20 protein-coding genes and 1 tRNA gene are annotated in these 21,306 nt (G+C 34.5%); 11 read left to right on the forward strand and 10 right to left on the reverse strand.

The window, feature by feature from the left end; all coding sequences use genetic code 11:
• Nucleotides 1-57 precede the first annotated feature (57 nt).
• From FVB9532_RS11030 to FVB9532_RS11045, 4 genes are read left to right on the forward strand one after another with little or no spacing between them, the layout of a single operon-like run.
• The gene (locus FVB9532_RS11030; RefSeq protein WP_150545231.1) at nucleotides 58-732 is read left to right on the forward strand and encodes an ABC transporter ATP-binding protein; all 675 of its coding nucleotides are present in this window, start codon (nucleotides 58-60) and stop codon (nucleotides 730-732) included.
• Nucleotides 729-1,613: a DUF6268 family outer membrane beta-barrel protein gene (locus FVB9532_RS11035; RefSeq protein ID WP_150545232.1), complete on the forward strand. Its 885-nt coding sequence runs from the start codon at nucleotides 729-731 to the stop codon at nucleotides 1,611-1,613. Before FVB9532_RS11030 ends, FVB9532_RS11035 begins: the two co-directional genes overlap by 4 nt.
• 25 nt (nucleotides 1,614-1,638) lie before the next feature.
• A complete protein-coding gene (locus FVB9532_RS11040) occupies nucleotides 1,639-2,643 on the forward strand; it encodes a sensor histidine kinase (RefSeq protein WP_150545233.1) in 1,005 nt (334 codons plus the stop codon).
• Complete coding sequence (locus FVB9532_RS11045; RefSeq protein ID WP_150545234.1) at nucleotides 2,618-3,382, forward strand: LytR/AlgR family response regulator transcription factor; 765 nt, start codon at nucleotides 2,618-2,620, stop codon at nucleotides 3,380-3,382. The genes FVB9532_RS11040 and FVB9532_RS11045 overlap by 26 nt, the downstream gene beginning before the upstream one ends.
• A 632-nt stretch (nucleotides 3,383-4,014) precedes the next feature.
• Here FVB9532_RS11045 and FVB9532_RS11050 read toward each other — a convergent pair.
• Nucleotides 4,015-4,088 (reverse strand) — tRNA-Met (locus FVB9532_RS11050).
• Nucleotides 4,089-4,215: 127 nt separating this feature from the next.
• Between FVB9532_RS11050 and FVB9532_RS11055 the strand changes: the two genes are divergently transcribed.
• Together FVB9532_RS11055 and FVB9532_RS11060 are read left to right on the forward strand one after the other, a co-directional pair.
• Complete coding sequence (locus FVB9532_RS11055) at nucleotides 4,216-4,611, forward strand: START-like domain-containing protein (protein WP_150545235.1); 396 nt, start codon at nucleotides 4,216-4,218, stop codon at nucleotides 4,609-4,611.
• Between the two features lie 57 nt (nucleotides 4,612-4,668).
• Complete coding sequence (locus tag FVB9532_RS11060) at nucleotides 4,669-5,514, forward strand: aminotransferase class IV (RefSeq protein ID WP_150545236.1); 846 nt, start codon at nucleotides 4,669-4,671, stop codon at nucleotides 5,512-5,514.
• Here the strand turns inward: FVB9532_RS11060 and FVB9532_RS11065 are convergent.
• From FVB9532_RS11065 to FVB9532_RS11085, 5 genes are all read right to left on the reverse strand, one after another.
• Complete coding sequence (locus FVB9532_RS11065; protein WP_150545237.1) at nucleotides 5,511-6,071, reverse strand: YqgE/AlgH family protein; 561 nt, start codon at nucleotides 6,069-6,071, stop codon at nucleotides 5,511-5,513. The two genes, FVB9532_RS11060 and FVB9532_RS11065, sit on opposite strands and share 4 nt — an antisense overlap.
• A 138-nt stretch (nucleotides 6,072-6,209) precedes the next feature.
• Complete coding sequence (locus FVB9532_RS11070; protein ID WP_150545238.1) at nucleotides 6,210-6,482, reverse strand: HU family DNA-binding protein; 273 nt, start codon at nucleotides 6,480-6,482, stop codon at nucleotides 6,210-6,212.
• A 185-nt stretch (nucleotides 6,483-6,667) separates the two neighbouring features.
• The gene (fmt, locus tag FVB9532_RS11075; protein WP_150545239.1) at nucleotides 6,668-7,615 is read right to left on the reverse strand and encodes a methionyl-tRNA formyltransferase; all 948 of its coding nucleotides are present in this window, start codon (nucleotides 7,613-7,615) and stop codon (nucleotides 6,668-6,670) included.
• On the reverse strand, nucleotides 7,612-9,507 hold the full coding sequence (locus FVB9532_RS11080) for a RecQ family ATP-dependent DNA helicase (RefSeq protein ID WP_150545240.1): 1,896 nt from the start codon (nucleotides 9,505-9,507) through the stop codon (nucleotides 7,612-7,614). Before FVB9532_RS11080 ends, fmt begins: the two co-directional genes overlap by 4 nt.
• Before the next feature lie 4 nt (nucleotides 9,508-9,511).
• Nucleotides 9,512-10,051, reverse strand: coding sequence for an AAA family ATPase (locus FVB9532_RS11085; protein ID WP_150545241.1), 540 nt, complete (start codon nucleotides 10,049-10,051; stop codon nucleotides 9,512-9,514).
• Nucleotides 10,052-10,130: 79 nt separating this feature from the next.
• Here FVB9532_RS11085 and FVB9532_RS11090 point away from each other — a divergent pair, with 79 nt between their 5' ends.
• From FVB9532_RS11090 to murA, 3 genes are all read left to right on the forward strand, one after another.
• On the forward strand, nucleotides 10,131-10,424 hold the full coding sequence (locus tag FVB9532_RS11090) for a DUF493 family protein (protein ID WP_150545242.1): 294 nt from the start codon (nucleotides 10,131-10,133) through the stop codon (nucleotides 10,422-10,424).
• Nucleotides 10,425-10,527: 103 nt separating this feature from the next.
• Nucleotides 10,528-11,163: a DUF4290 domain-containing protein gene (locus tag FVB9532_RS11095; RefSeq protein WP_150545243.1), complete on the forward strand. Its 636-nt coding sequence runs from the start codon at nucleotides 10,528-10,530 to the stop codon at nucleotides 11,161-11,163.
• A gap of 28 nt (nucleotides 11,164-11,191) precedes the next feature.
• Nucleotides 11,192-12,502 (forward strand): UDP-N-acetylglucosamine 1-carboxyvinyltransferase, encoded by a 1,311-nt coding sequence (gene murA / locus FVB9532_RS11100; RefSeq protein ID WP_150545244.1) that lies wholly within the window; start codon nucleotides 11,192-11,194, stop codon nucleotides 12,500-12,502.
• A 79-nt stretch (nucleotides 12,503-12,581) separates the two neighbouring features.
• Here murA and FVB9532_RS11105 read toward each other — a convergent pair whose 3' ends face one another.
• Nucleotides 12,582-13,199 carry a YqaA family protein gene (locus tag FVB9532_RS11105; RefSeq protein WP_150545245.1) on the reverse strand — a complete coding sequence of 206 codons (618 nt, stop codon included), beginning with the start codon at nucleotides 13,197-13,199 and terminating at the stop codon, nucleotides 12,582-12,584.
• Between the two features lie 66 nt (nucleotides 13,200-13,265).
• Nucleotides 13,266-14,546: a mechanosensitive ion channel family protein gene (locus FVB9532_RS11110; RefSeq protein WP_150545246.1), complete on the reverse strand. Its 1,281-nt coding sequence runs from the start codon at nucleotides 14,544-14,546 to the stop codon at nucleotides 13,266-13,268.
• Nucleotides 14,547-14,688: 142 nt separating this feature from the next.
• On the opposite strand from FVB9532_RS11110, the gene FVB9532_RS11115 reads away from it, so the two are divergent.
• Nucleotides 14,689-16,935 carry an FUSC family protein gene (locus FVB9532_RS11115; RefSeq protein WP_150545247.1) on the forward strand — a complete coding sequence of 749 codons (2,247 nt, stop codon included), beginning with the start codon at nucleotides 14,689-14,691 and terminating at the stop codon, nucleotides 16,933-16,935.
• The gene (locus FVB9532_RS11120) at nucleotides 16,919-17,830 is read left to right on the forward strand and encodes a YjiK family protein (RefSeq protein ID WP_150545248.1); all 912 of its coding nucleotides are present in this window, start codon (nucleotides 16,919-16,921) and stop codon (nucleotides 17,828-17,830) included. The genes FVB9532_RS11115 and FVB9532_RS11120 overlap by 17 nt, the downstream gene beginning before the upstream one ends.
• Before the next feature lie 375 nt (nucleotides 17,831-18,205).
• Here the strand turns inward: FVB9532_RS11120 and FVB9532_RS11125 are convergent, their stop codons facing one another.
• Together FVB9532_RS11125 and FVB9532_RS11130 are read right to left on the reverse strand one after the other, a co-directional pair.
• Entirely contained in the window at nucleotides 18,206-20,512 is a 2,307-nt protein-coding gene (locus tag FVB9532_RS11125) for a transglycosylase domain-containing protein (RefSeq protein WP_150545249.1), read from the reverse strand.
• Between the two features lie 13 nt (nucleotides 20,513-20,525).
• Nucleotides 20,526-21,296, reverse strand: coding sequence for a DUF1206 domain-containing protein (locus FVB9532_RS11130; RefSeq protein WP_150545250.1), 771 nt, complete (start codon nucleotides 21,294-21,296; stop codon nucleotides 20,526-20,528).
• Between the last annotated feature and the right edge of the window lie 10 nt (nucleotides 21,297-21,306).

Genomic DNA, 21,306 nt, shown 5'->3' on the forward strand with positions numbered 1-21,306 from the left:
ATAATTACTGTTACGACTATTACGAATACTATTATTATGGATATTAAATAAATTAAAATGAAAGCATTATCAGTAAATAAAATCAATAAATATTTTTATGTGGCGCAAAAATTCCAAGTGCTGAAAGAAGTGAATTTTGACATTAATCAAGGAGAGTTTGTATCGATTATCGGAAAATCAGGATCTGGAAAATCGACGCTGTTATATTTGTTATCGACAATGGATACCGATTATGAAGGTGCCATTAGCATCAATGGAACTACCGTGACCGGAAAATCTCAAAATGAACTTGCTGCTTTTCGGAACGCCCATATCGGCTTTGTATTCCAGTTCCACTACTTATTGCCAGAATTTTCGTTAGTAGAAAACATTATGCTTCCTGCATTGAAATTGAAACTAAAAAGCAAGGAAGAAATTGAACATCGGGCCGTTGAACTTTTGGGAATGCTCGATATGAAAGGAACCGAATTGAAGAAGGCCGCGGCCATATCAGGCGGTCAGGCACAACGGGTAGCGATAGCCCGCGCTTTGATCAATGATCCTGCCGTGATTATGGGCGATGAGCCTACAGGCAACCTTGACAGTCGTAATACCGCCATTGTGTTTGACATCTTCAAAGAATTGGCACATAATAAGGGACAGACCATTATTGCCGTAACGCACGATGATGAATTTGCACAAAAGAGCGATCGTATTATCGAATTAAAAGACGGGAAAATTATCAACGAATGAAAAAGATAGTAATCTTTGGGCTATTCCTTATGGTTATCCCAGGTGTTCTGAAAGCACAAACGGTTAATAAAATACCCTTTACGACAATTGATTACACTACTAACCGACTGAAAAACGATTCAGTAAATGCCAATACCCAACAGATGAATGCTTTTATCCAAATTCCATTGCTACACAATGAAAAAAGGTTGATAGGGACCCGAATCGCATACAACAGCCAAAACATCACAAATGTAGACGATATGATGAACGCTTATCTTTACGGTATTTCTGCAAATTTGTATTGGCGAAGAACATTTGCACCAGGCAAACAATTACACATTTTTGCCCAGGCTGGTCTGTATTCTGATTTGAAAGACATTAGTGGAAATAATTTTCGGTACTTATTTGGCGCAACGTATATTACCCAAAAGACCGAAAAACTTAAAACCGGATTAGGTCTGGGCTATGCCCGACAATTTTTTGGACATCAAATTATTCCCTTCATTTCTGTCAATTATAAAATCAGTGATCGCTGGACCTTTAGTGGTGCACTTCCGATGAGGCCACAATTAAGTTATGTGATATCCGAAAGATGGATCTGGGTGCTGCAAATCAACGGCAATGTAGAAAGTTACCGCCTTTCTGAAAAGGATGATGACAACGCCTTCATACAGACGACAACCTGGGAAGGCCTTAGCAAAATCAAATACGTATTTGCTAAAAAACATCAAATTCATTTTGGTCTTGGCATTATGCAGCAAACCATCAATCGGTATGCAGATGCAAGCAGCAATAACTGGAAAATTATTACTTTCGATCTGAGCAAACGCGATGAACCTACTGATCGCATAAAACTGGGGGGAACGACCATTAATTTTGGGTATTCTTTGTTATTTTAATAAATTCAGGTATTATATTATCCTTTTGAAGAAGTTAAAACTAGAACATATTCTACCCATTGGCGTTGCAGTTTTGTTGCCACCCATCAATGTATTGTCCCACCAGCAAGATTGGACTTTTTCTGGTGAAGAGGGATTGGATCGCTGGTTTATTTCGACAGTCATACTTTGGGCCGATTGGTATTTTCTGTTTTGGATTTTAAAAGTTCGATTTCCTTATAAAATAATGTTGACTATCATTTCGATGGCTGTTTTTGCGATTATTGTAGCCTCGCTGGTACATCCTTTTCTCCCTAATACTTTCGGAGAAGTATGGTTTAGGAATGATTTGGTATTTAAAATCCTGGCTGCTTCGCTGCTCTTGTTTTTAATTCAGTATGCCTTATCCAGTACCCAAAAAGTGGGGAAACTTGCGCTGGAAAAAGAGCAGGCCATTACAGAATCTTACAAGTCTCGGCTTATGGCATTGCGTACGCGTGTAGATCCACATTTTTTATACAATACGCTGAACACCTTAAGGGTTTTGGTGCGCAAGAAAGACCCGAATGCCGAAAATTTTGTGATGAACCTATCCCAGTTTTACCGTTTGACACTGCGCTCGCGAACAAGTGTCACCACAACGTTGCAAGAAGAATTGGTAACTATGGATGCCTATCTTTTTTTGATGAACCAACGTATGCCGGGCAATATGTATTTCAACAAAAACATTGATGATAATTGGTTTAATTATCACCTGCCTACAATGAGCTTACAAATCTTGATAGAAAACTGCCTTAAACATAATCGCATTTCCTCCAGCGAGCCTTTGGATATCAATCTATTCGTAAGCAAAAAAGGAAAACTGGTTTGCACCAATACGTTGCAACCCAAGATATCGGTCATAGAAAAATCAGGTTATGGGTTGCAAAATATAGAAAAGGTCTATGAGCTGCTCCGCGTAAAGGAAGGTATGACCATAGATAAAACGGAGACTCAATTTAAAGTGACATTACAATTACTGGAAGATGAATATATTAATCGTAGAAGATGAGCAACACACCGCAGCCTTGCTGAAAGAAATCATTGAGCAAAACCCTGACACCTTGGTTGTAGCAATTGAAAGTTCAGTGATTGGAACTGTTGACTATCTGGTGAAGTACCAACCTAAGATCGATTTGATTTTTATGGACATACAACTCAGCGATGGCCACAGTTTTGAAATTTTTAAACAAATCGATATTGAAGTGCCCGTCATTTTTTGTACCTCTTTTGACCAATATGGGATAGATGCCATTCAAAACAATGGTATAGACTACATCCTCAAACCTTTTGAAGATGCACGTGTACATCAATCGTTAGAAAAATATCGAAAATCTACGGAACGGTTACGGAAAAAATGGATGATCCATTTCACTTCTCAGGATGAAAAAACAGCTAATTACCAAAAAATCTTTCTAGGTCAAAAGAAAGAAAAATCTATGGTGGTGGCGATTGAAGATATTGCGATGTTTTCACTGGAATATGAAACCACATACCTATACACTTTCAAAAATGAAAAAATGCCAATCTACAAAACTTTGGAATATGTTGAGCAAGCGGTGAATTCTGCCGATTTTTATCGTATCAATAGGCAAATGATTGTGGCTAAAAGCGCTGTGATAGCTATCGAGCCTTACTTCAACCGTAAAATAGCACTTCAGATTATTATTGAAGGTCCGGAACGCCCTGTGGTGAGCCGGTTAAAAGTGACGGAGTTTAAAGTTTGGTTGCAGGGCACAGCTCTTGATTAAGAATTAGATGAAAGGTAACAACACCAATACTGAACGATGGTAAATCATAGGCACCGATTTGCTTTTTACAATGTCAGATTTTAGTTAAAGTTGATTGTGCGTCCTATAGAATTATTAATTTTTTTTGGATTAGTAATAAAATAAAGAAGAAAAAAGTATATCGCTTGTTACATCCTTATGCTCACTCAAAGAGTTGATAACAACAAGCCATTATCTCCAATTTACGTTTATGATCTTTTTGTGAAAACTGGTGATGTCTTCATCTGATTATAACTGGTTGAAAAATTAAATAACGAATAGGTCTTCTTTTTCTATTTATGCGATTATAAATATAGTCCCATCCAAGTAAAGTTAGACTTTAGAATTTGCCAGAAATTCAAAAAATCTGCCACCACTTATTGGTGAAATAATTAAAAACGAAGTTAAATATTAAACTTAGAAAATGAAGTAAGAGTTATTTTCTCAATTAAATTTTCGGAAAAAAAACTTAGAATTTGGTTCCAATTGCTATCAAATGAGATCATTCTAAGTCACTCATTTTAATTTATTTGAAATAAGTAAAATTCTGTACCTATTCTGTACCCATTAAAAAACAAAAGGCTTTCGATTTCTCGAAAGCCTTGTTATTACTGTAGCGAGACCGAGATTTGAACTCGGGACCTCCGGGTTATGAATCCGACGCTCTAACCAACTGAGCTACCTCGCCGTTTGCGGGTGCAAATATAAAATTATTTTGTTCTGTAGCAAATAACTTTTTAAAAAATAAAATCATTAATTTTTCTTTTAATCTTACTCAAGAATATATATATTGCCTTTCAACTAATTTTTGACGTATGAGCAATAAAATCAAATATGAAATGGAGTTCCCTATCCAAGCGTCTCCATCACTATTATATCAATATCTATCGACTCCTTCAGGTCTAAGTGAGTGGTATGCAGACAATGTGAATTCTAGAGGTGAGATTTTCACCTTTATTTGGGAAGGTAGCGAAGAGCAAGCTAAACTGCTAAGTAAAAAAAGTGACGAACGTATTAAAATGCGTTGGTTGGAAGATGAGGAAGAGGGAAATTCCTATTTTTTCGAATTGCGTATTCAGGTAGATGAAATTACCAAAGATGTTTCTTTAATGATTACCGATTTTGCCGAAGATGAAGAAGAAGTGAATGAAGGAAAAATGCTTTGGGAAAATATGATTTCTGACTTAAAACATGTGTTAGGTTCTGCCTAAAAGACATTTTCAATTTTGTATATTTGCCCCGTTTTTATTGAAAAATCGGGGTTTTTTATGGTCAATTTTGAAGGTAATATTATAGAAGAACAAGAAGCAAACATTAGCTTAAACAACCGGAGCTTTAATTATGCCGATGGAATTTTTGAAACCATTCGGGTAATTAACGGTAAAGTAATGTTTTGGGAAGATCATTATTTTAGGTTAATGTCTTCCATGCGTATTTTACGAATGAATATCCCGATGGAGTTTTCCCCGGAATTTCTGGAAGAGCAAATCCTTCAGCTCATTGAAAAAAACGGACTTTCTAACACGCCCACTAAAGTAAAAATAAACGTTTTTAGAAAAGAAGGTGGTTTGTATAGGCCCACCACTCGGGAAGTAAGCTATTTTATAAGAACTTTTGAATTGGAAAATCCTTTTTATACCATTAATGAGGAGGATTATGAAGTAGAATTATTTAAAGACCATTACCTCACTAGCGGATTACTTTCTACGCTAAAATCTACCAATAAAATAATAAATGTGCTTGCCAGTATTTATGCCGAAGAAAACGATTACCAAAATTGTTTATTGGTAAACGAAAAGAAAAGTGTAGTGGAAGGCATTAATGGGAACCTGTTTGTGGTAAAAGGCAATACCATAAAAACCGCTCCCTTGGAAGAAGGCTGCTTAAACGGAATTACCCGAAAAAAATTAATTGAAGTTATTGGTAAATTAGACGATTTCACGCTGGAAGAAGCAGCAGTTTCCCCTTTTGAACTTCAAAAAGCAGATGAGTTGTTCCTCACTAATGTAATTACCGGAATTCAACCCATTACCAAGTATAGAAAGAAGACATTTGAAAATAAAGTAGCCAAACAATTACTGGCCAAACTAAATGCTAGTGCTAGGTTAGCTTAATTGTAACTGGGGTTTTCCGGCGCATTGGACCAGATGAGGTATTCACCTCCTAATTCTTTCATTTTGTTTTTCCAGAAATCGGCATTGTTAGGTTGAAGTATGGTTTTATGATCTTGATCTTCAATCACGATCCAAGCGTTAGACTGTAATTCAGAATTTAATTGATCGGGATCCCAACCGGAATAGCCTAAAAAGAACTTAATATCGTCTTCGAGTATTAAGTTGTTGTCAATTAAGCTTTTAACCGCTTCGAAATTTCCACCCCAAAAAATTCCATTTTTAATTTCAATACTATCTGGAATTAGATTAGGAACTTTATGGATAAAATAAAGGTTGTCCTGTTCTACTGGGCCACCATTATAAATTTGAAAATCTTTTTTCACCTCCGGAATTAAGTCTGAAAGTGTAAAATCCAGTTTTTTATTAAGTATAAAACCAATGGAACCTTCTTGATTATGATCGGCCAATAAAACCACCGATCTATTAAAAGAAAGATCTCCAATAATGGAAGGCTCTGCTACTAATAATCTGCCCTTATTTGGTTGTAGTGATATCAAATTTTAACCTGTTTTATTTTAAAACTAACTTAAAATTTTAATAAATGCAATATTTTAAAAAAAAAAGTAAAAAAAAAGCCTTTCAGATAGGAAAGGCTTTTAATGTCTTTATGAATTAAACAGTTAATTCATAGAAGTTTAATTAACTGCTTTTTGTAAGTCAGATCCAGCTTTAAACTTTACTACATTTTTAGCAGCGATTTTGATAGTTTTTCCAGTTTGTGGGTTTCTACCTTCACGAGCAGCTCTTTTAGATACAGCCCAAGATCCGAATCCTACTAGAGAAACTCTGTCACCTTTTTTAAGAGATCCTTCTACATTTCCTAAAAAAGATTCTAATGCTTTTTTAGCGGCAGCTTTAGAGATTCCTGCGTCTTCTGCCATTGCATCAATTAAATTCGTTTTGTTCATAATTTTCAATTTAAACTAATTGTTGGTTAAACATTTATTGTATTCATCTACAAATTTATACGGAATTCTTATCTATGCAAGCAATAGCAAGGGAAATGCATATATTTGTTGATAACTTTGGTGAATTGTTGATAAAAGTTGTTTGTTTTATTTAATTTTTGCTTATTATCAGTATTGATAAGGGTTTATAACATTTTTGCATTCGCTTTTAATTGAAAACCATTCAAAAGTTCGTTGGTTTTCATTTTCCGTTTTCCGGGAAGCTGAATTTCTTCAATTAAAATAAAACCATCATTCGTGGCAACTTTTAAAGATTTGTTTTCCTCTTTTATATAACCAATACTTTCCAAATGTTCTTCGATGGTATATTGCGCAGCATATACTTTGCACCTTAATTCTTTATCACCATTATCCATATAGGTCCAAGCAACAGGATACGGACTCAAACCTCTTATGAGGTTGTAGATTTCTTTGGTGGGTTTGCTCCAGTCTATTTTGGTGTTTTCATTGTTTAATTTATAAGCTGTCTTTAGATCTCCTTCGGTAGTTTGTTTTTGGGTAGAAATAGTTTCAGCTTTAATTAAGGCTAGTGTTTCCACCACGGTATCTGCTCCCAAATGCATGAGCTTGTCGTGTAACGCCCCTGCATTTTCATTTTCCTGGATAGGTAATTCCCGACTTAAAATAATTTCGCCGGTATCAATTTTATCATCGATAAAAAAAGTAGTCACCCCCGTTTTTTCTTCACCGTTGATTATAGCCCAATTAATTGGGGCCGCTCCGCGATATTGCGGTAAAAGGGAAGCGTGTAAATTAAATGTACCTAATTCCGGGAAATCCCAAACTTTCTTGGGCAACATTCTAAAGGCAACTACTATAATTAAATTAGGGTTGAGCCTTTCTAAATCTGATTGAAACTCATCAGATTTTAAATTAGTAGGTTGCAACACTTCTAATTCATGAGCAAGTGCAGCTGTTTTAACCGCCGATTCACGCAATTTTTGCCCTCTTCCGGCTGGTTTATCGGGAGCAGTGACTACACCCACTACTTGATAGTTTTCGCTGATCATTTTCTCTAGAATGGTCACGGCAAAATCTGGCGTTCCCATAAATAGTATGCGTAGGTCTCTCATTTTATAAAATATGTTTTTTTAGGGCTTAAATAGATGATATTTTTTTGTTCCAATAACTGTAAAATTTCAAGAACAAGGCTTTCTCTGTAATTCGTTTTCGATAACAATTCTCTGGAAGTAAGCGCATTGTTTTTGATTAAACTTAAGATGTGCGTTGCAATTTCTTTTTTATTGATTTTTTCTGAAGTTTTTCTAGTTAGGCAAACGCTACATTTTCCGCAGGGCTTTATTTCCGTTTCACCAAAATAGGAGAGGAGTTGCACCATTTTACAAACCTCATTATTTTCAATATAATTGATGACGCTATTTACTTTGGCTGCTTTGTTTTTGTATTGTTGCTGAATATAAGGGATTAACGGATTTATGGTCGCAAAATCTTCCCTGGGTTTCAACATAAATAAAGAAGTATCTTGATTAACGGTGCGCAAGTCTATAATTTCTTGATCTTTTAATTGCTGAAGATATACCTGAGTTTCTTTTGAACTTAAAGCACTTTTATACTGTAAATCTTTTTTGTTGATGTGAACGAAGTTTTCAAAAATGCCGGAATAATTTCTAGTGAGCACCTGTAACAATGGAAAGTACTTTTGGTTTTCTGCTGAAAAATAATCGACTTGTTTGGGACTCACTTTAAAAGTTACTTCTAAACGTTGATGGTATTCTTTTTTAAAATTAAAAATTCCTGCGCGATCCAGTAATTGTAATACTTGATAGGTTTTACCGGGATGCAGTTCATAGGTCTTACAAAATTCAATAAAATTAAAATTATACAATTGTTCTGACCCTTCACCAAAAGCAATGGAAAAATAGGAATTTATTTTTTTGTAGATCCATCGCACATCTTCTACCGTAGGTAGAATTTTTAAAAACTGATTTTTTAAGCGCAACACATCGGCTTCTTGGTACAAGAGCAAAGCTTTAGCTTCATGGCCGTCTCTTCCTGCACGACCGGCTTCTTGGTAAAAGCTCTCTAAACTTTCCGGTAAATGGTAATGGATAATATTCCGCACATTTGCTTTATCGATTCCCATCCCAAAAGCCGTAGTAGCAATCATTACCTGTATTTTTTCTGAAAGCCAATTTTTCAGCAATTGTTCTTTCACCTGGTTATTGAGTCCTCCATGGAACGCTGCTGCTTGAATATTGTGAGATTGTAAAAAATTACTCAGTTCTTCGGTGGCACTTCTATTTCTTACATAGATAATGGTAGAACCTGAATTTTGCTGAAAAAACTGAAGTAACTTATAATTTTTGTCTTCAAACTTTTCGGTTAACAGGGAAATATTTTCCCGATTAAAACTTTGCTTGATAATTTTAGCTTCCGGAATTTCTAAAAACTTCTGAATATCTTTAACCACTTTTTGAGTAGCAGTAGCTGTTAATGCAATGGTTTTTACTTTCGGTTTTAAATTTTTAAAATCGCTAATTTTTTGATAGGCCGGTCTAAAATCGTGTCCCCATTCAGAAATACAATGCGCTTCGTCTACCACTAAAAAACTTACGTTCATTTGTTTCATACGCTCTTGTACCAATTCTTGGTTGAGACGTTCGGGGGATAGGTATAAGAACTTATATTTTCCGAAGATGCAGTTATCTAGAGTTTGGTCTAATTCGGTATAAGAAATTCCTCCTTTTAACATGAGTGCAGGAATCCCTTTTTCTTGAAGGTTATTTACTTGGTCTTGCATTAAGGCAATGAGTGGTGAAATAACCACGCAAATTCCTTCTTGCATCAAAGCGGGAACTTGAAAGCAAATAGATTTTCCGCCGCCGGTAGGTAAGAGAGCAATTACATCTTGATGGTCAAGAATTTCTTGAATTACTTCTGCCTGGGCAGTTCTAAATTGAGGAAAACCCCAATATTTTTGTAATATTTCTTGGGCTTGTGTTATGGATTTATTGGTTTAAGTTATCAATAATAAAATCTGCTCGTTGTGCGATACTTAGTTTAGGGACTTCAATTAATTGGTATCCTAAATCTTCATAGGTGTTCATTAAATGTTTCTCAATGTCTTTTGCTTGCTGAAGATTTTCATAACGCTCGGTATCTGACTCATAAATTTCATCCCAAATGGGTAAGATAAAAGCTTGATCGTATTTATAATTTTTATTGGCTTCTATAAACGAATCCGGGTATTTTTCTTTTTTAAAATCCATATAAGCAGTGACATCGGGAATACCTCGATCTATAAAAACCGGAGCGCTAATTTCTTCTGCCTCGTGAAATTGTCTGATTCTTCCTTCCAGTAATTTTTCACTAAACAATAAAGGTTGGGTTAAAAATAATTGTTCAATCCCTTCTTTTTGTGCTTGTTGAATAATTTCTCGCGAAACTTCCGGCAAACAGTGATAGCCTCTTTTAGCTAGTTCATTTAAAACACTTGTTTTCCCGGTTCCGGGTCCACCTAAAATAACAATTTTTGCATGTTTTTGCATTCAATAACTTTTAATGGAAAGGCAATTTAAAAAAATAGTGTAATAAGCGTATCTTTGTAACTGAAAAAGAAAATAATTTATGTCAGAAAAACAGAATCCAGAAGAGTTTTATAAAAAATTGCGTGAAAAATTAGAAGATACTTCGCTTTGGCCCAGTGAATATTTATATAAATTTATTGTTCCTTCTTCTAGCCAGAAAATAGCTGAAGTAGAAAATATTTTTGATAATATGGGAGCGGTTATCAATACCAAAGCCTCTTCTAAAGGAACTTACACGAGTATTTCGGTTAACGTGAAAATGAAAGATCCCGATCAAGTAATAGAAAAGTATAAAGAAGTAGGAGAGAAGGTAGAAGGGGTAATTTCGCTTTAACCTAAATTTAATCAGTAAAAATTTTAAAAAGCTTCAATAATATTTATTATTTTGCAACCAAAGGTTAATTATTTCCAATTAACTAAGATAAATAATTTCAATTTTGATATACAATTTAGAATACAACTCCGAAAGAAGTAAACTAATTATACCTGAATACGGGCGTCATATACAGAAAATGGTAGAATATGCTGTTTCTATTGAAGATGATAAAGAACGCAATGAGGTAGCTAATTCGGTTATCGCCGTAATGGGAAATTTAAATCCTCATCTTAGAGATGTGCCCGATTTTCAGCATAAACTATGGGATCAGCTTTTTATTATAAGTGATTTTAAATTAGATGTAGAATCACCTTTCCCAAAACCTTCTAGAGAGAAATTACAAGAATCCCCAGAGCCGATGGCTTATCCTCAAAATCATCCCAAATATCGTTTCTACGGAAATAATATTAAGCGAATGATAGATGAAGCTATAAAAATGGAAGATGGTGATTTAAAAGAGGGATTAATATTTACCATCGCCAATCATATGAAAAAATGTTACCTTAATTGGAACAAAGATACGGTAGAAGATACCGCAATTTTTGATCATTTATATGAATTAAGTGACGGTAAAATTAATCTTAATAAAAAAGACGAAGACCTTACCGAAGCTTCTAATTTGCTACGTTCAAAAAAGCGACACAGCAGCAATAATAACAACAATAAGTCTAAAAAGAAACATCGTAAAAGATACTAAGTAACCTTTTTTAGAACCTACACTATTTATGGCAACATTTAAAATTGAAGGAGGGCAGCCTTTACAAGGAGAAATCCAACCACAAGGCGCAAAAAATGAAGCTCTTCAAATTCTTTGTGCGGTTTTGCTAACCGATGAAACGGTAAAGATTAATAATATTCCAGATATCAGAGATGTGAATAAACTGATTGATATCTTGAGCAATTTGGGAGTGAAAATTCAAAAGCTGGGTAAAGGGAGTTACAGTTTTAAAAGTGATGAGCTTAACCTGGAATACCTAGAAAGCGAACAGTTTAAGGAAGAAGGAAGCGGTTTAAGAGGTTCGATTATGATTGTTGGACCACTTTTAGGACGCTTTGGTAAAGGCTACATTCCACGTCCCGGGGGTGATAAAATAGGAAGAAGAAGATTAGACACGCATTTTGACGGTTTTATAAAATTAGGAGCTAAATTCAGGTACAATAAGGAAGAACGTTTTTATGGCGTGGAAGCACCAAATGGTTTAAAAGGAACTTATATGCTTTTAGAAGAAGCATCGGTTACCGGAACTGCCAATATTGTGATGGCTGCTGTACTTGCTAAAGGTGAAACCACTATCTATAATGCTGCTTGTGAACCTTATTTACAGCAATTATGTAAAATGTTAGTTTCTATGGGAGCTAATATACAAGGGATTGGTTCTAATTTGTTGAAGATTACCGGTGTTGAAAAATTAAATGGTTGTACGCATACTGTTTTACCAGATATGGTGGAGATTGGATCTTGGATTGGATTGGCAGCTATGACCAAAAGTGAATTAACCATTAAAAATGTAAGCTGGGATAATTTAGGCTTAATTCCTACTACTTTTAGAAAGCTTGGGATTACCATTGAAAAGAAAGGAGATGATATCTATATTCCTGCTCATAAAGACGGTTATGAAGTACAGAGCTTTATCGATGGTTCTATTATGAATATTAGTGATGCTCCTTGGCCTGGTTTCACTCCAGATTTGCTAAGTATTATGTTGGTAGTAGCAACACAAGCTAAAGGAAGTGTACTTATTCATCAAAAAATGTTTGAAAGTAGGTTGTTCTTTGTCGATAAGTTAATAGATATGGGAGCAAAGATTATACTTTGTGATCCTCACCGAGCTACGGTAATCGGTCATAATTTCGAGTCTCAATTAAAAGCCACGACAATGACGAGTCCTGATATTCGTGCCGGTATTTCTCTATTAATTGCTGCACTTTCTGCAAAAGGGACTTCAACCATTCATAACATCGAGCAGATAGATCGTGGTTATGAAAATATAGATGGAAGATTAAAAGCTATTGGAGCAAAGATTACAAGGCTTTAAAAGAAATAAATACTATTAAATATGAAAAATCCTCTCAAGTTGAGAGGATTTTTTTATGTGGTAAATTTTCTGTAAATAATTAAAGAACTCCAAATATGGCAATACCATATAGAAAGAAACGTAAAAAACGTAATAATCCAAATAATAAATAACTACCAAAAGGGAATTTAATGATTCCCGCAGCGATACTGGATACTGCAAAAGGAACCGGTAATAATGCTCCTACTACAATTAAAAAGCCTCCCCATTTACGCATATTTTTAATGTGTTTCGCCATTTTCACTTCCAAATAGACAAATACCGAGGGGATACTAGCAATCCCTCTTCCTAGGAAATAAGAAATGATTCCACCGCAATACGATAAAGTTGCTAATAAAAATAAAAATAGATTGGGGTGAGCCGATTTACCGGACCATGCAATAAATATTTCTGGAGGTATTAATCCTAAAATTGATTCTGAAGCAAAGAAAACCGAAAACACACCAAGCGGCGGAAAATTATCGGTGATATAAATCAATACATCATTAATATCAATCACAAAAAAATGGATACATAAAAGCGCTACTATAAACAGTAAAATAGGAATAGCCGCTTTTACAAGGCTTTTACCTACAAAAGTATAAAAGCCAGTATAAGAATAATACTGGTGAAGCAGTTTCCACCTAGGTTTTCTATTTCCGGGGCGTTTGTTTTTCATTGGTGGCTAAAATAAGGGTATCTGTGGCTCTTACCAATAAATAAGTGGTAAGAATTAGTTAATAAGTTAATTTTTATAAGTAGGGTTTATTTTGTTTAACTCCCTAAAATCGTATCCGGTAGGTAACTCATACAATTCTAAGTTGAAATAAGGTGTCGCCGCTAATAAATGATCAAAAATATCGGCGATAATATGTTCATAGTTTTTCCAAACCTTATCTTTACTAAAGGCGTAGATTTCTAACGGAATTCCTTGCGAAGTTGGTTCTAGCTGCCGGGTCATAGTCATCATATCTTTATTGATGGCCGAATGTTGATTGAGATAAGCATCTACGTATTTTCTGAAAATTCCGAAGTTGGTCATATTTCTACCATTCATTAAAATTTCTTTATTGATTTCGTGTTGCTTATTATAGTCGTTTATATCGGCTTGACGTTTTTCTATATAATCGGTAATTAATTGGTATTTCTTAAATTTTTCTAATTCTTCATCATTTACATAATGAATGCTGGTAGCTTGTATCAGCAAGGCTCTTTTAATCCTTCTTCCTCCCGAAACACTCATGCCACGCCAGTTTTTAAAAGAATCAGAAATTAAATAATAGGTAGGAATAGTAGTAATGGTATTATCGAAGTTTCTCACTTTTACCGAAGCTAAATTAATTTCGATCACATCACCATCGGCACCATATTTTTCCATGGTAATCCAATCTCCAATTCTAACCGTATCGTTTACCGTCACTTGAATACTAGCTACAAAGCCTAAGAGGGTATCTTTAAAAATTAATAAAATAATGGCAGAAACCGCTCCTAAAGCCGTTAAAAATTCAACAATAGATTTACCCGTGAGAATGGTGAAAACAATAATAAAACCAATGGCCCAAGAGAAAATTAAAAATACCTGAAGGTAACTTTCTATAGGTTTATCTTTAAAGTTTTCCAACGTGTTTAAAAAATCTTTTAGCGTGAGGAGAATACTTCTGATAAACCAAATAACTAAAAAGACAGTGACAATATCTAAAAAAGTATCTATTTCATCTTTTGTATCCGGATAATCCCTAAATATAAAAGGGATAACCCATTTTAAAATAAATACAGAAAGTAAGTGGCAAAAGTTTAGAAATACTTTATTATGGTATAAATGGTCATCAAATTGACTAATGGTTTTCCTAGCAATAACCCCGAGAATACGCTTAAATATATTTCGCAAAATTCTATTGAAAATATAAGTAGCTATCAATATAATCGTGGTATTGAAAATTACATTGATAAGCTTAGCAGTACTTTTATCCCAACCTAGCTCAACAAAAACTTTATAGAAATAATGTGTAATAGAATTAACGTCCATGTAAGCAAATAAATTTTTGCAAAAGTACATTTGAAATTTTGTATCGCCAAGAACAATTGAATATACCTTATAAACTATTCTTAAAGGAACTTTAAAATAAATAGGTTTAAATAACTTTGCCTAAAACCGGCAAGGATCATTAATGAATATACAACAACTTAAAACTAATTTTTCTAGGTATATCTTAGGTACCGACTTTTCTAAAGGAATGGTATTGGCGCTGGATATGGTTCTTAAAATTTCGGTAGCTTATTATTTTGATGTTTTACCCTTAGGAATAAGTTTGGCGATGGGTGCTTTTTTAGTGGCTCCCAGTGATGTGCCGGGAAATCTAAAACATCGCCTTTTAGGAATGCTTACCGCCGTGTTTTTGGGAGTGAGCGTGACATTACTTGGAGGGTTCTTAAACTTTAGTATTTGGATTGAACTTCCTATTTATTTTGTAGTGATTTTTGGTATCGCCTACCTGTCTGTGTATGGCTTTAGGGCTTCCTTGGTCACCTTTACAGGATTAATTGCTTGTGTACTGGGATTTGCAAAATTAGGAGGAGATAATATGCTATTGCATTCACTTTTAATAGGGCTGGGTGGACTTTGGTATATCTTTATTACCACCGTTTATTGGTGGTTAAGGCCCGAAAAACATGACGAATTATTACTGGGCGAAACAGCTGAACTAACCAGTAAATTTCTAGCCATTAGAGCGAAACTTACTGATAAAAATCAACGGGAAGATTTACTGAAAGAACAGTTTAATTTACAAATCTCCATTAATGATTTGCATGAAAGTTTACGGGAAGGATTAATAGGAAATAGAAAACGCTCGGGTAGGTCTAACTCTTCCCGACGAAAGATTTTAATTTTTATTGACTTAGTGGATATACTGGAACTAAGTATTTCGCATCCTGTTAATTTTAATAAGATAGATGATTTACAGAAAGAATTTCCCGAAGTTATAGAAGCTTTTAAAAATCTCATCAATGAAATGAGTAATCGGCTTATGCATATTTCTGAAGTATTTATAGATGGAAAAAAGCTTCAATTCAACAAAAACACAAAGAACTTAATAGCTGAGATTGAAGCCTTAATCGATACCTATAAAAAAACAGAACCATATCCAGAGTCCCGTCCCATGCTTTTGTTGATGCGAAATTTACTGGATTATGAAAAAAAACAGCACGAAAAAATTCAATCGATAGAAAGGATTTTAGAAACCATAAATGAAAAGAATACCGTTAAATTAGGGTATAAGAAAATAGAACAGTTTATCACCCCAACCGATTATTCTTTTAGGATCTTAAAGGAGAATTTTAGTTTGTCGTCAACTATTTTTAGGCACAGTTTACGCCTAGCTATTTTAATGATGGTAGGTATTTTAATTGGTCATTTCTTTCATGTTCAAAATTCTTATTGGATTTTATTGACCATTGTCGTGATTATGCGACCTAATTACGGACTTACCAAAGAACGCTCTAAGCAGAGAATTATAGGGACCATTGTAGGAGGTTTATTAGCACTTGGCATTGTATTGCTTGTTAAAAATCCTTGGGTGTATATTGTTTGTGCCGTGTTGAGTTTAATTTTAGCTTTTTCAATGCTTCAAAAAAACTATGTAGGAGCTGCTATATTTATTACCCTAATGGTAGTTTTTGTGTACGCGTTAATTCAACCCAACACTATTCATGTTATTCAATTTAGGGTAGTAGATACGGTTATCGGGGCGATTTTAGCAATTTTAGGTAATAAGTTTATATTTCCGTCTTGGGAACACCTAGAAATAGAAAATACCATTGCCAACGTTATTGAAAAAAATATAGCTTACCTAAAAGAAATAGACACCTATTACCATAACAAAGAAAAGTTATCTAATTCCTATAAATTGGCAAGGAAGGAAGCTTTTTTAGCTATGGGTAATTTAAGTGCAGCTTTTCAACGCACTTCACAGGAACCTAAATCCAACCAACGCCAGTACTCTTATCTATACAGATATACCGTGCTTAATTATACATTTTTAACTTCTCTAGCCAGTTTAGGAACTTTTATAAGAACCCATAAAACTACTGAAGCATCCATTTATTTTGAAACTTATGTAAGTTATATTCTGAATAATTTAAAGCTGGCCATGCAGAAGTTGAACCAAAAAGTGAAATTAGAAGTTAAAGAAGAAATGACCTTGAAAGATGCCGATAACTTTTTACATCAAGAAAACGAAAAACTAAATACCATTCGTGAAAAAGAACTTGAAGAAGGTCAAGATGAAATAAGCATGCCTTTACGAAATAAGATGCAAGAAGTACAATTAATTTCAGAACAATTAAAATGGCTTCACCAAGTTTCTTTAAATTTGAAAAATATAAATAGTACAGCCACTTATGAAAGATTATTTTAAAAGTCCGCCATTTTACATTACCGTTGGAATCTTACTGTTTGTAGGGATTATCTATTGGTTTACACGCGATAAATTTTATATAGAATATACCAATGCAGCACAGATTAAAATTGCGAATAAATGGGAATTACCCCGAGTGCTGGAAGAAGTTTCCGGGATTGACTATATAGATAAAGAACGGATAGCTTGTATTCAAGACGAAGTAGGTGAATTATTTATTTACAATTTGGTGAGCAAACAAATTGAAAAGCGAATAAAATTTGCTGAAAATGATGATTTTGAAGGAGTCGCCATGGTAGGAAATAAAGCATATATCATGCGAAGTGACGGAAAAATATTTAGCATTGATGATATTCGGGTAGAAAATCCTGTAATTGAAAAATATGATACCCAAATGTCTTTTAAATACGATTTTGAAGGACTTTGTTATGATAAAAAGAAAGATCGACTCTTACTGGCTGCTAAGAGTAATGGACCTGATGATGATGATAAATTTAAACCTGTTTTTGAATTTAAACTAGGCTCTAAGCAACTTACCGATGTGCCTATTTACCAATTGTTTTATGATGATCCTATTTTTGAGGGATTGGAAAGTGCAGGGACACCAAAAATTTTTAGGACTTCAGAGATTCATATTCACCCTAAAACAGGAGATATTTATATGTTGGATGGAGTAATAGGGAAGCTGTTAATTTTATCAAGTAATTGGCAGCCTAAAAGTCTTTATATTTTTAACCCTTCAGATTTCCCACAACCTGAAGGCATCACTTTTGATCCCGATGGAAAAACCTTTATTTCTAATGAAGGGGAATGGAAACCAGCCAATATTTTAGAAGTAGTGATTAGTGAGAAATCTAATGATAGCACTCAAACTGCTAAAGATTCACTTCGATAAATATGTAGGAGATTTTCTATTCAATGTCTTGAATAAATAATTTGTAATCAGCGTCATTTCTGAGCCTGCCCGTTGAACGAGCAGGTTTGATGCAGAACATTAACCTTTTTATTTTGTGATTAGATACTGTTGAATCAATCCCACTTGGCAGTTATGGATGTTTTAACTGATAATAGATATTAATTTTCTGATTTTAGAAATACAGATGTATCGAGAATAGGAGATAGGTCCCATTCTCAAAACTCTATTCTTCATAGAAGATTTTCACGAAAATTTGTACCGAAACGAATCCAAAATGTAAACTTCGGCTCGCCAATACTTTTTAAAGATAGAATTGGCTTATAATAGTTACTTGAATTTAGCTATTATAGGCTACTACTCTTTATCTTTTTTTCCTTTTAAGAAAGAGAAAATACCGCCTTTTTTCTTTTTCTCTTTCTTAAATTCTTTTTCATCTTTATTACCACCAAATAATTTTTTAAAGAAACCGTCTTCTTTGGTTCGTTCACAATCTAGATCGCTTATCACCTTACTGTCGGGTTTTTCAAAGTGGGCATTAGTGATTTTGTTAAACTCATCATCTGTATTTAGTTTTTGCATAAAACCACCAAAAATAGGTAAGGCAGAGTTAGCTCCTTGACCGATTCCGGTACTGCTGAACCCTATACGCTGATCGTCATTACCTACCCAAGTTACGGTTACCAATTGGGGCGTAATCCCTACAAACCAACCATCTTTATTATCTTGGGTGGTTCCTGTTTTTCCAGCGATATCATTTCTTAAACCATAGGTGTTTCTTAATCTCGTAGCGGTTCCTTCGTTAATGGTAGCTTTCATAAATTCCAACATCACTTGACGCGTATAATCACTATAGACAGGTTTTTCCTCTTTATTTTCAGGTTCAAATTCCGCAATTAGATTTCCATTTTTGTCCTCTATTTTGGTAATAAAAAACGGAGTAGAAGGTTTACTTTCATTTACAAAAGAAGTATAAGCCTTCGCTAATTCCAATAAACCTAAATTTGCCGTTCCTAAAGCTATGGAAGGTACTTCTTCAATCTCGCTTTTAATGCCCATATCATGAGCCAATTGAATCACTTTTTCGATTCCTACTTCATTTAATACTTTTACCGCAATGGTATTTACCGAATTACTAAGGGCTTTTTCTAACGAGTAATTTAAATCAGGGTCATTGAGGCCATCGGCGTTCTTGGGTGTCCAATTATCAACGTCGGTGTAAGTAACTGCTTTTACCGGAAAGTAAGTACAGGGAGCCATACCATTTTCAATGGCTGCGGTATAAACAAAAGGTTTAAATGTAGAACCCACTTGTCGTTTACTTTGGCTTACGTGATCGTATTTAAAATAGCGATAATCAATTCCGCCAATGTAAGTTCTTACCGCTCCTGTGGCAGGTTCTAAAGAAACCATCCCGCTATTTAAAAATTTTAAATAGTGTTGTAAACTATCTAGGGTAGAAGCTTGAACCACGCTGTTTTCATCCCACTCAAAAAATTCCATTTCCCGTTTTTGAGTCAAACTATCTTCAATTTGTTGGTCCGATAGACCTTGACTCTTTAATTGCTGGTAGCGTTTTAGCTTCTTCTTATTGCTTTCTATGATTTTCTTGTTGGTAAGCCAAGGAGCATTCTTTCCGTAGGCTTTTTCAAATTGCTGCTGAAGTTTCTCCATATGTGAACGCATTGCTTCTTCAGCATATTTTTGCATCATTAAATCTAAGGTAGTATGAACTTTTAAACCATCCCGATAAATATTATAAGCAGAACCATCCGGTTTTTTTAAATCTTTTTCATCGATTAAATGCTGTAATTTTTTTTGAATAAGCGCTCGAAAATAAGGAGCTACTCCTTGATTGGGTGCATAATATTGATAGTCTAAAGCAATCTTTTGTTGCATGGCTTTACTTGCTTTTGCTTCAGAAATAAAATTGTATTTAACCATTTGCTGTAAAACCACATCCCGACGTAATTGACTTCTTTCTGGGAATAATCTTGGATTGTAACTATGGTTTGCTTTTAAAGAACCAACTAAGGTTGCTGCTTCCGGCAAGCTTAGTTCCCGCGTATGTTTATTGAAAAACTTAACCGAAGCGCTTTCAATTCCGTAAGTATTATCACTAAAAGGAACGGTATTAAAGTAAAGTCTAAGGATTTCTTTTTTAGAATAGATTTCTTCCATGCGTTTGGCAACAATACTTTCCCTAATTTTGTTGACCACAATTCCCAAAGAACCATAATTCTTTCTGCCGAAAAGATTTTTAGCCAGCTGTAGAGTGATGGTACTTCCGCCACCGGAAGATTCATCAGACATTAAAATGGTTTTAAAAAATACACGTAGCAAACTTTGGTTATCTACCCCATCGTGCTCATAAAAACGAACATCTTCGGTAGCCACCAAGGCATCGATTAAATGTTTTGGGAAATCTTGATAGGAAACCGATTGTCTATCGAAAATATAATACTTCCCGATGAGTTTTCCATCTTTATCTAAAACTTGTGTAGCTTGACTTTGTTTGAGTTCACTTAATTCTTTTTTGGTGGGAACTTTACCCCAAAACCCAAAGTAAATACTTCCGTAGAAACCTGCAAAAGCAACTATTAAAATTAAAAACAAATAGAGTAGGCGTTTCACCCATTTGTTTTTGAAAAACTTTTTCAGCATATATCTTAATTAGTTAGTCGTCAAACTTTTTGTATTTGGACAATAAAAGGACAAAAATACCATAACTTGCCAATCCTGCCGAAACCAAAGCCATTAAAATTGTGCCATAACTAGAATCTTGTAGGAAAGAAAATGCTTCTTTGGTTCCTTTAATTTCATTTTGTCCGGAATATAAGCCTGCTTTTAAAAAGAAAAAGGCAATAATTCCTACCACAATAGCCCTAGCATAATACCCGAAATAACCTGCGTATTTGGCGAGTTTATGAAATTTAAGTCCGTCTATAGAAAATTCTTTTAGAAATCTTTTATCAACTGCTTTTTTAAAGTGAAAAATAGCTTTTCCGGCCAAAGCTAAACCAATTATTATAAAAGCAATAGTAACTACTGTTGGGCCAAACATATCCACATAATTTTTTCCACCTGAACTACTAGAACCGGAAATTACTTTTTTAACGGCAATTCCTGCGACGACCAAGTAAATTATAGCACTTACCGCAAAACCTATACGCTTCACTATTCCTTTGGTATCACTTCCGTTATTTTCAGGGTCGCTAAAACTTTGAATAAATCGCCAAATAGAATAGGAGATAAGGCCTAAGGCTAAAACAATTAAGATCACATTTCCTAACGGTTGTTTTTGTAAGAAATCCAATACTTGAAATTTTCCTGACATGGCTCCTCCCATGTTTAAGGCAGCTAGTAAGGTTAATATTCCGGAAATTAAATAGATGACCCCTTTGGCAGCTAAGCCAAATTTTGCAATTTTTTTTGTAGAACTTTTCATTTTCAGGCAG

This window comes from Mesonia oceanica (assembly GCF_902499555.1).
In the GTDB taxonomy this organism is placed as follows: domain Bacteria; phylum Bacteroidota; class Bacteroidia; order Flavobacteriales; family Flavobacteriaceae; genus Mesonia; species Mesonia oceanica.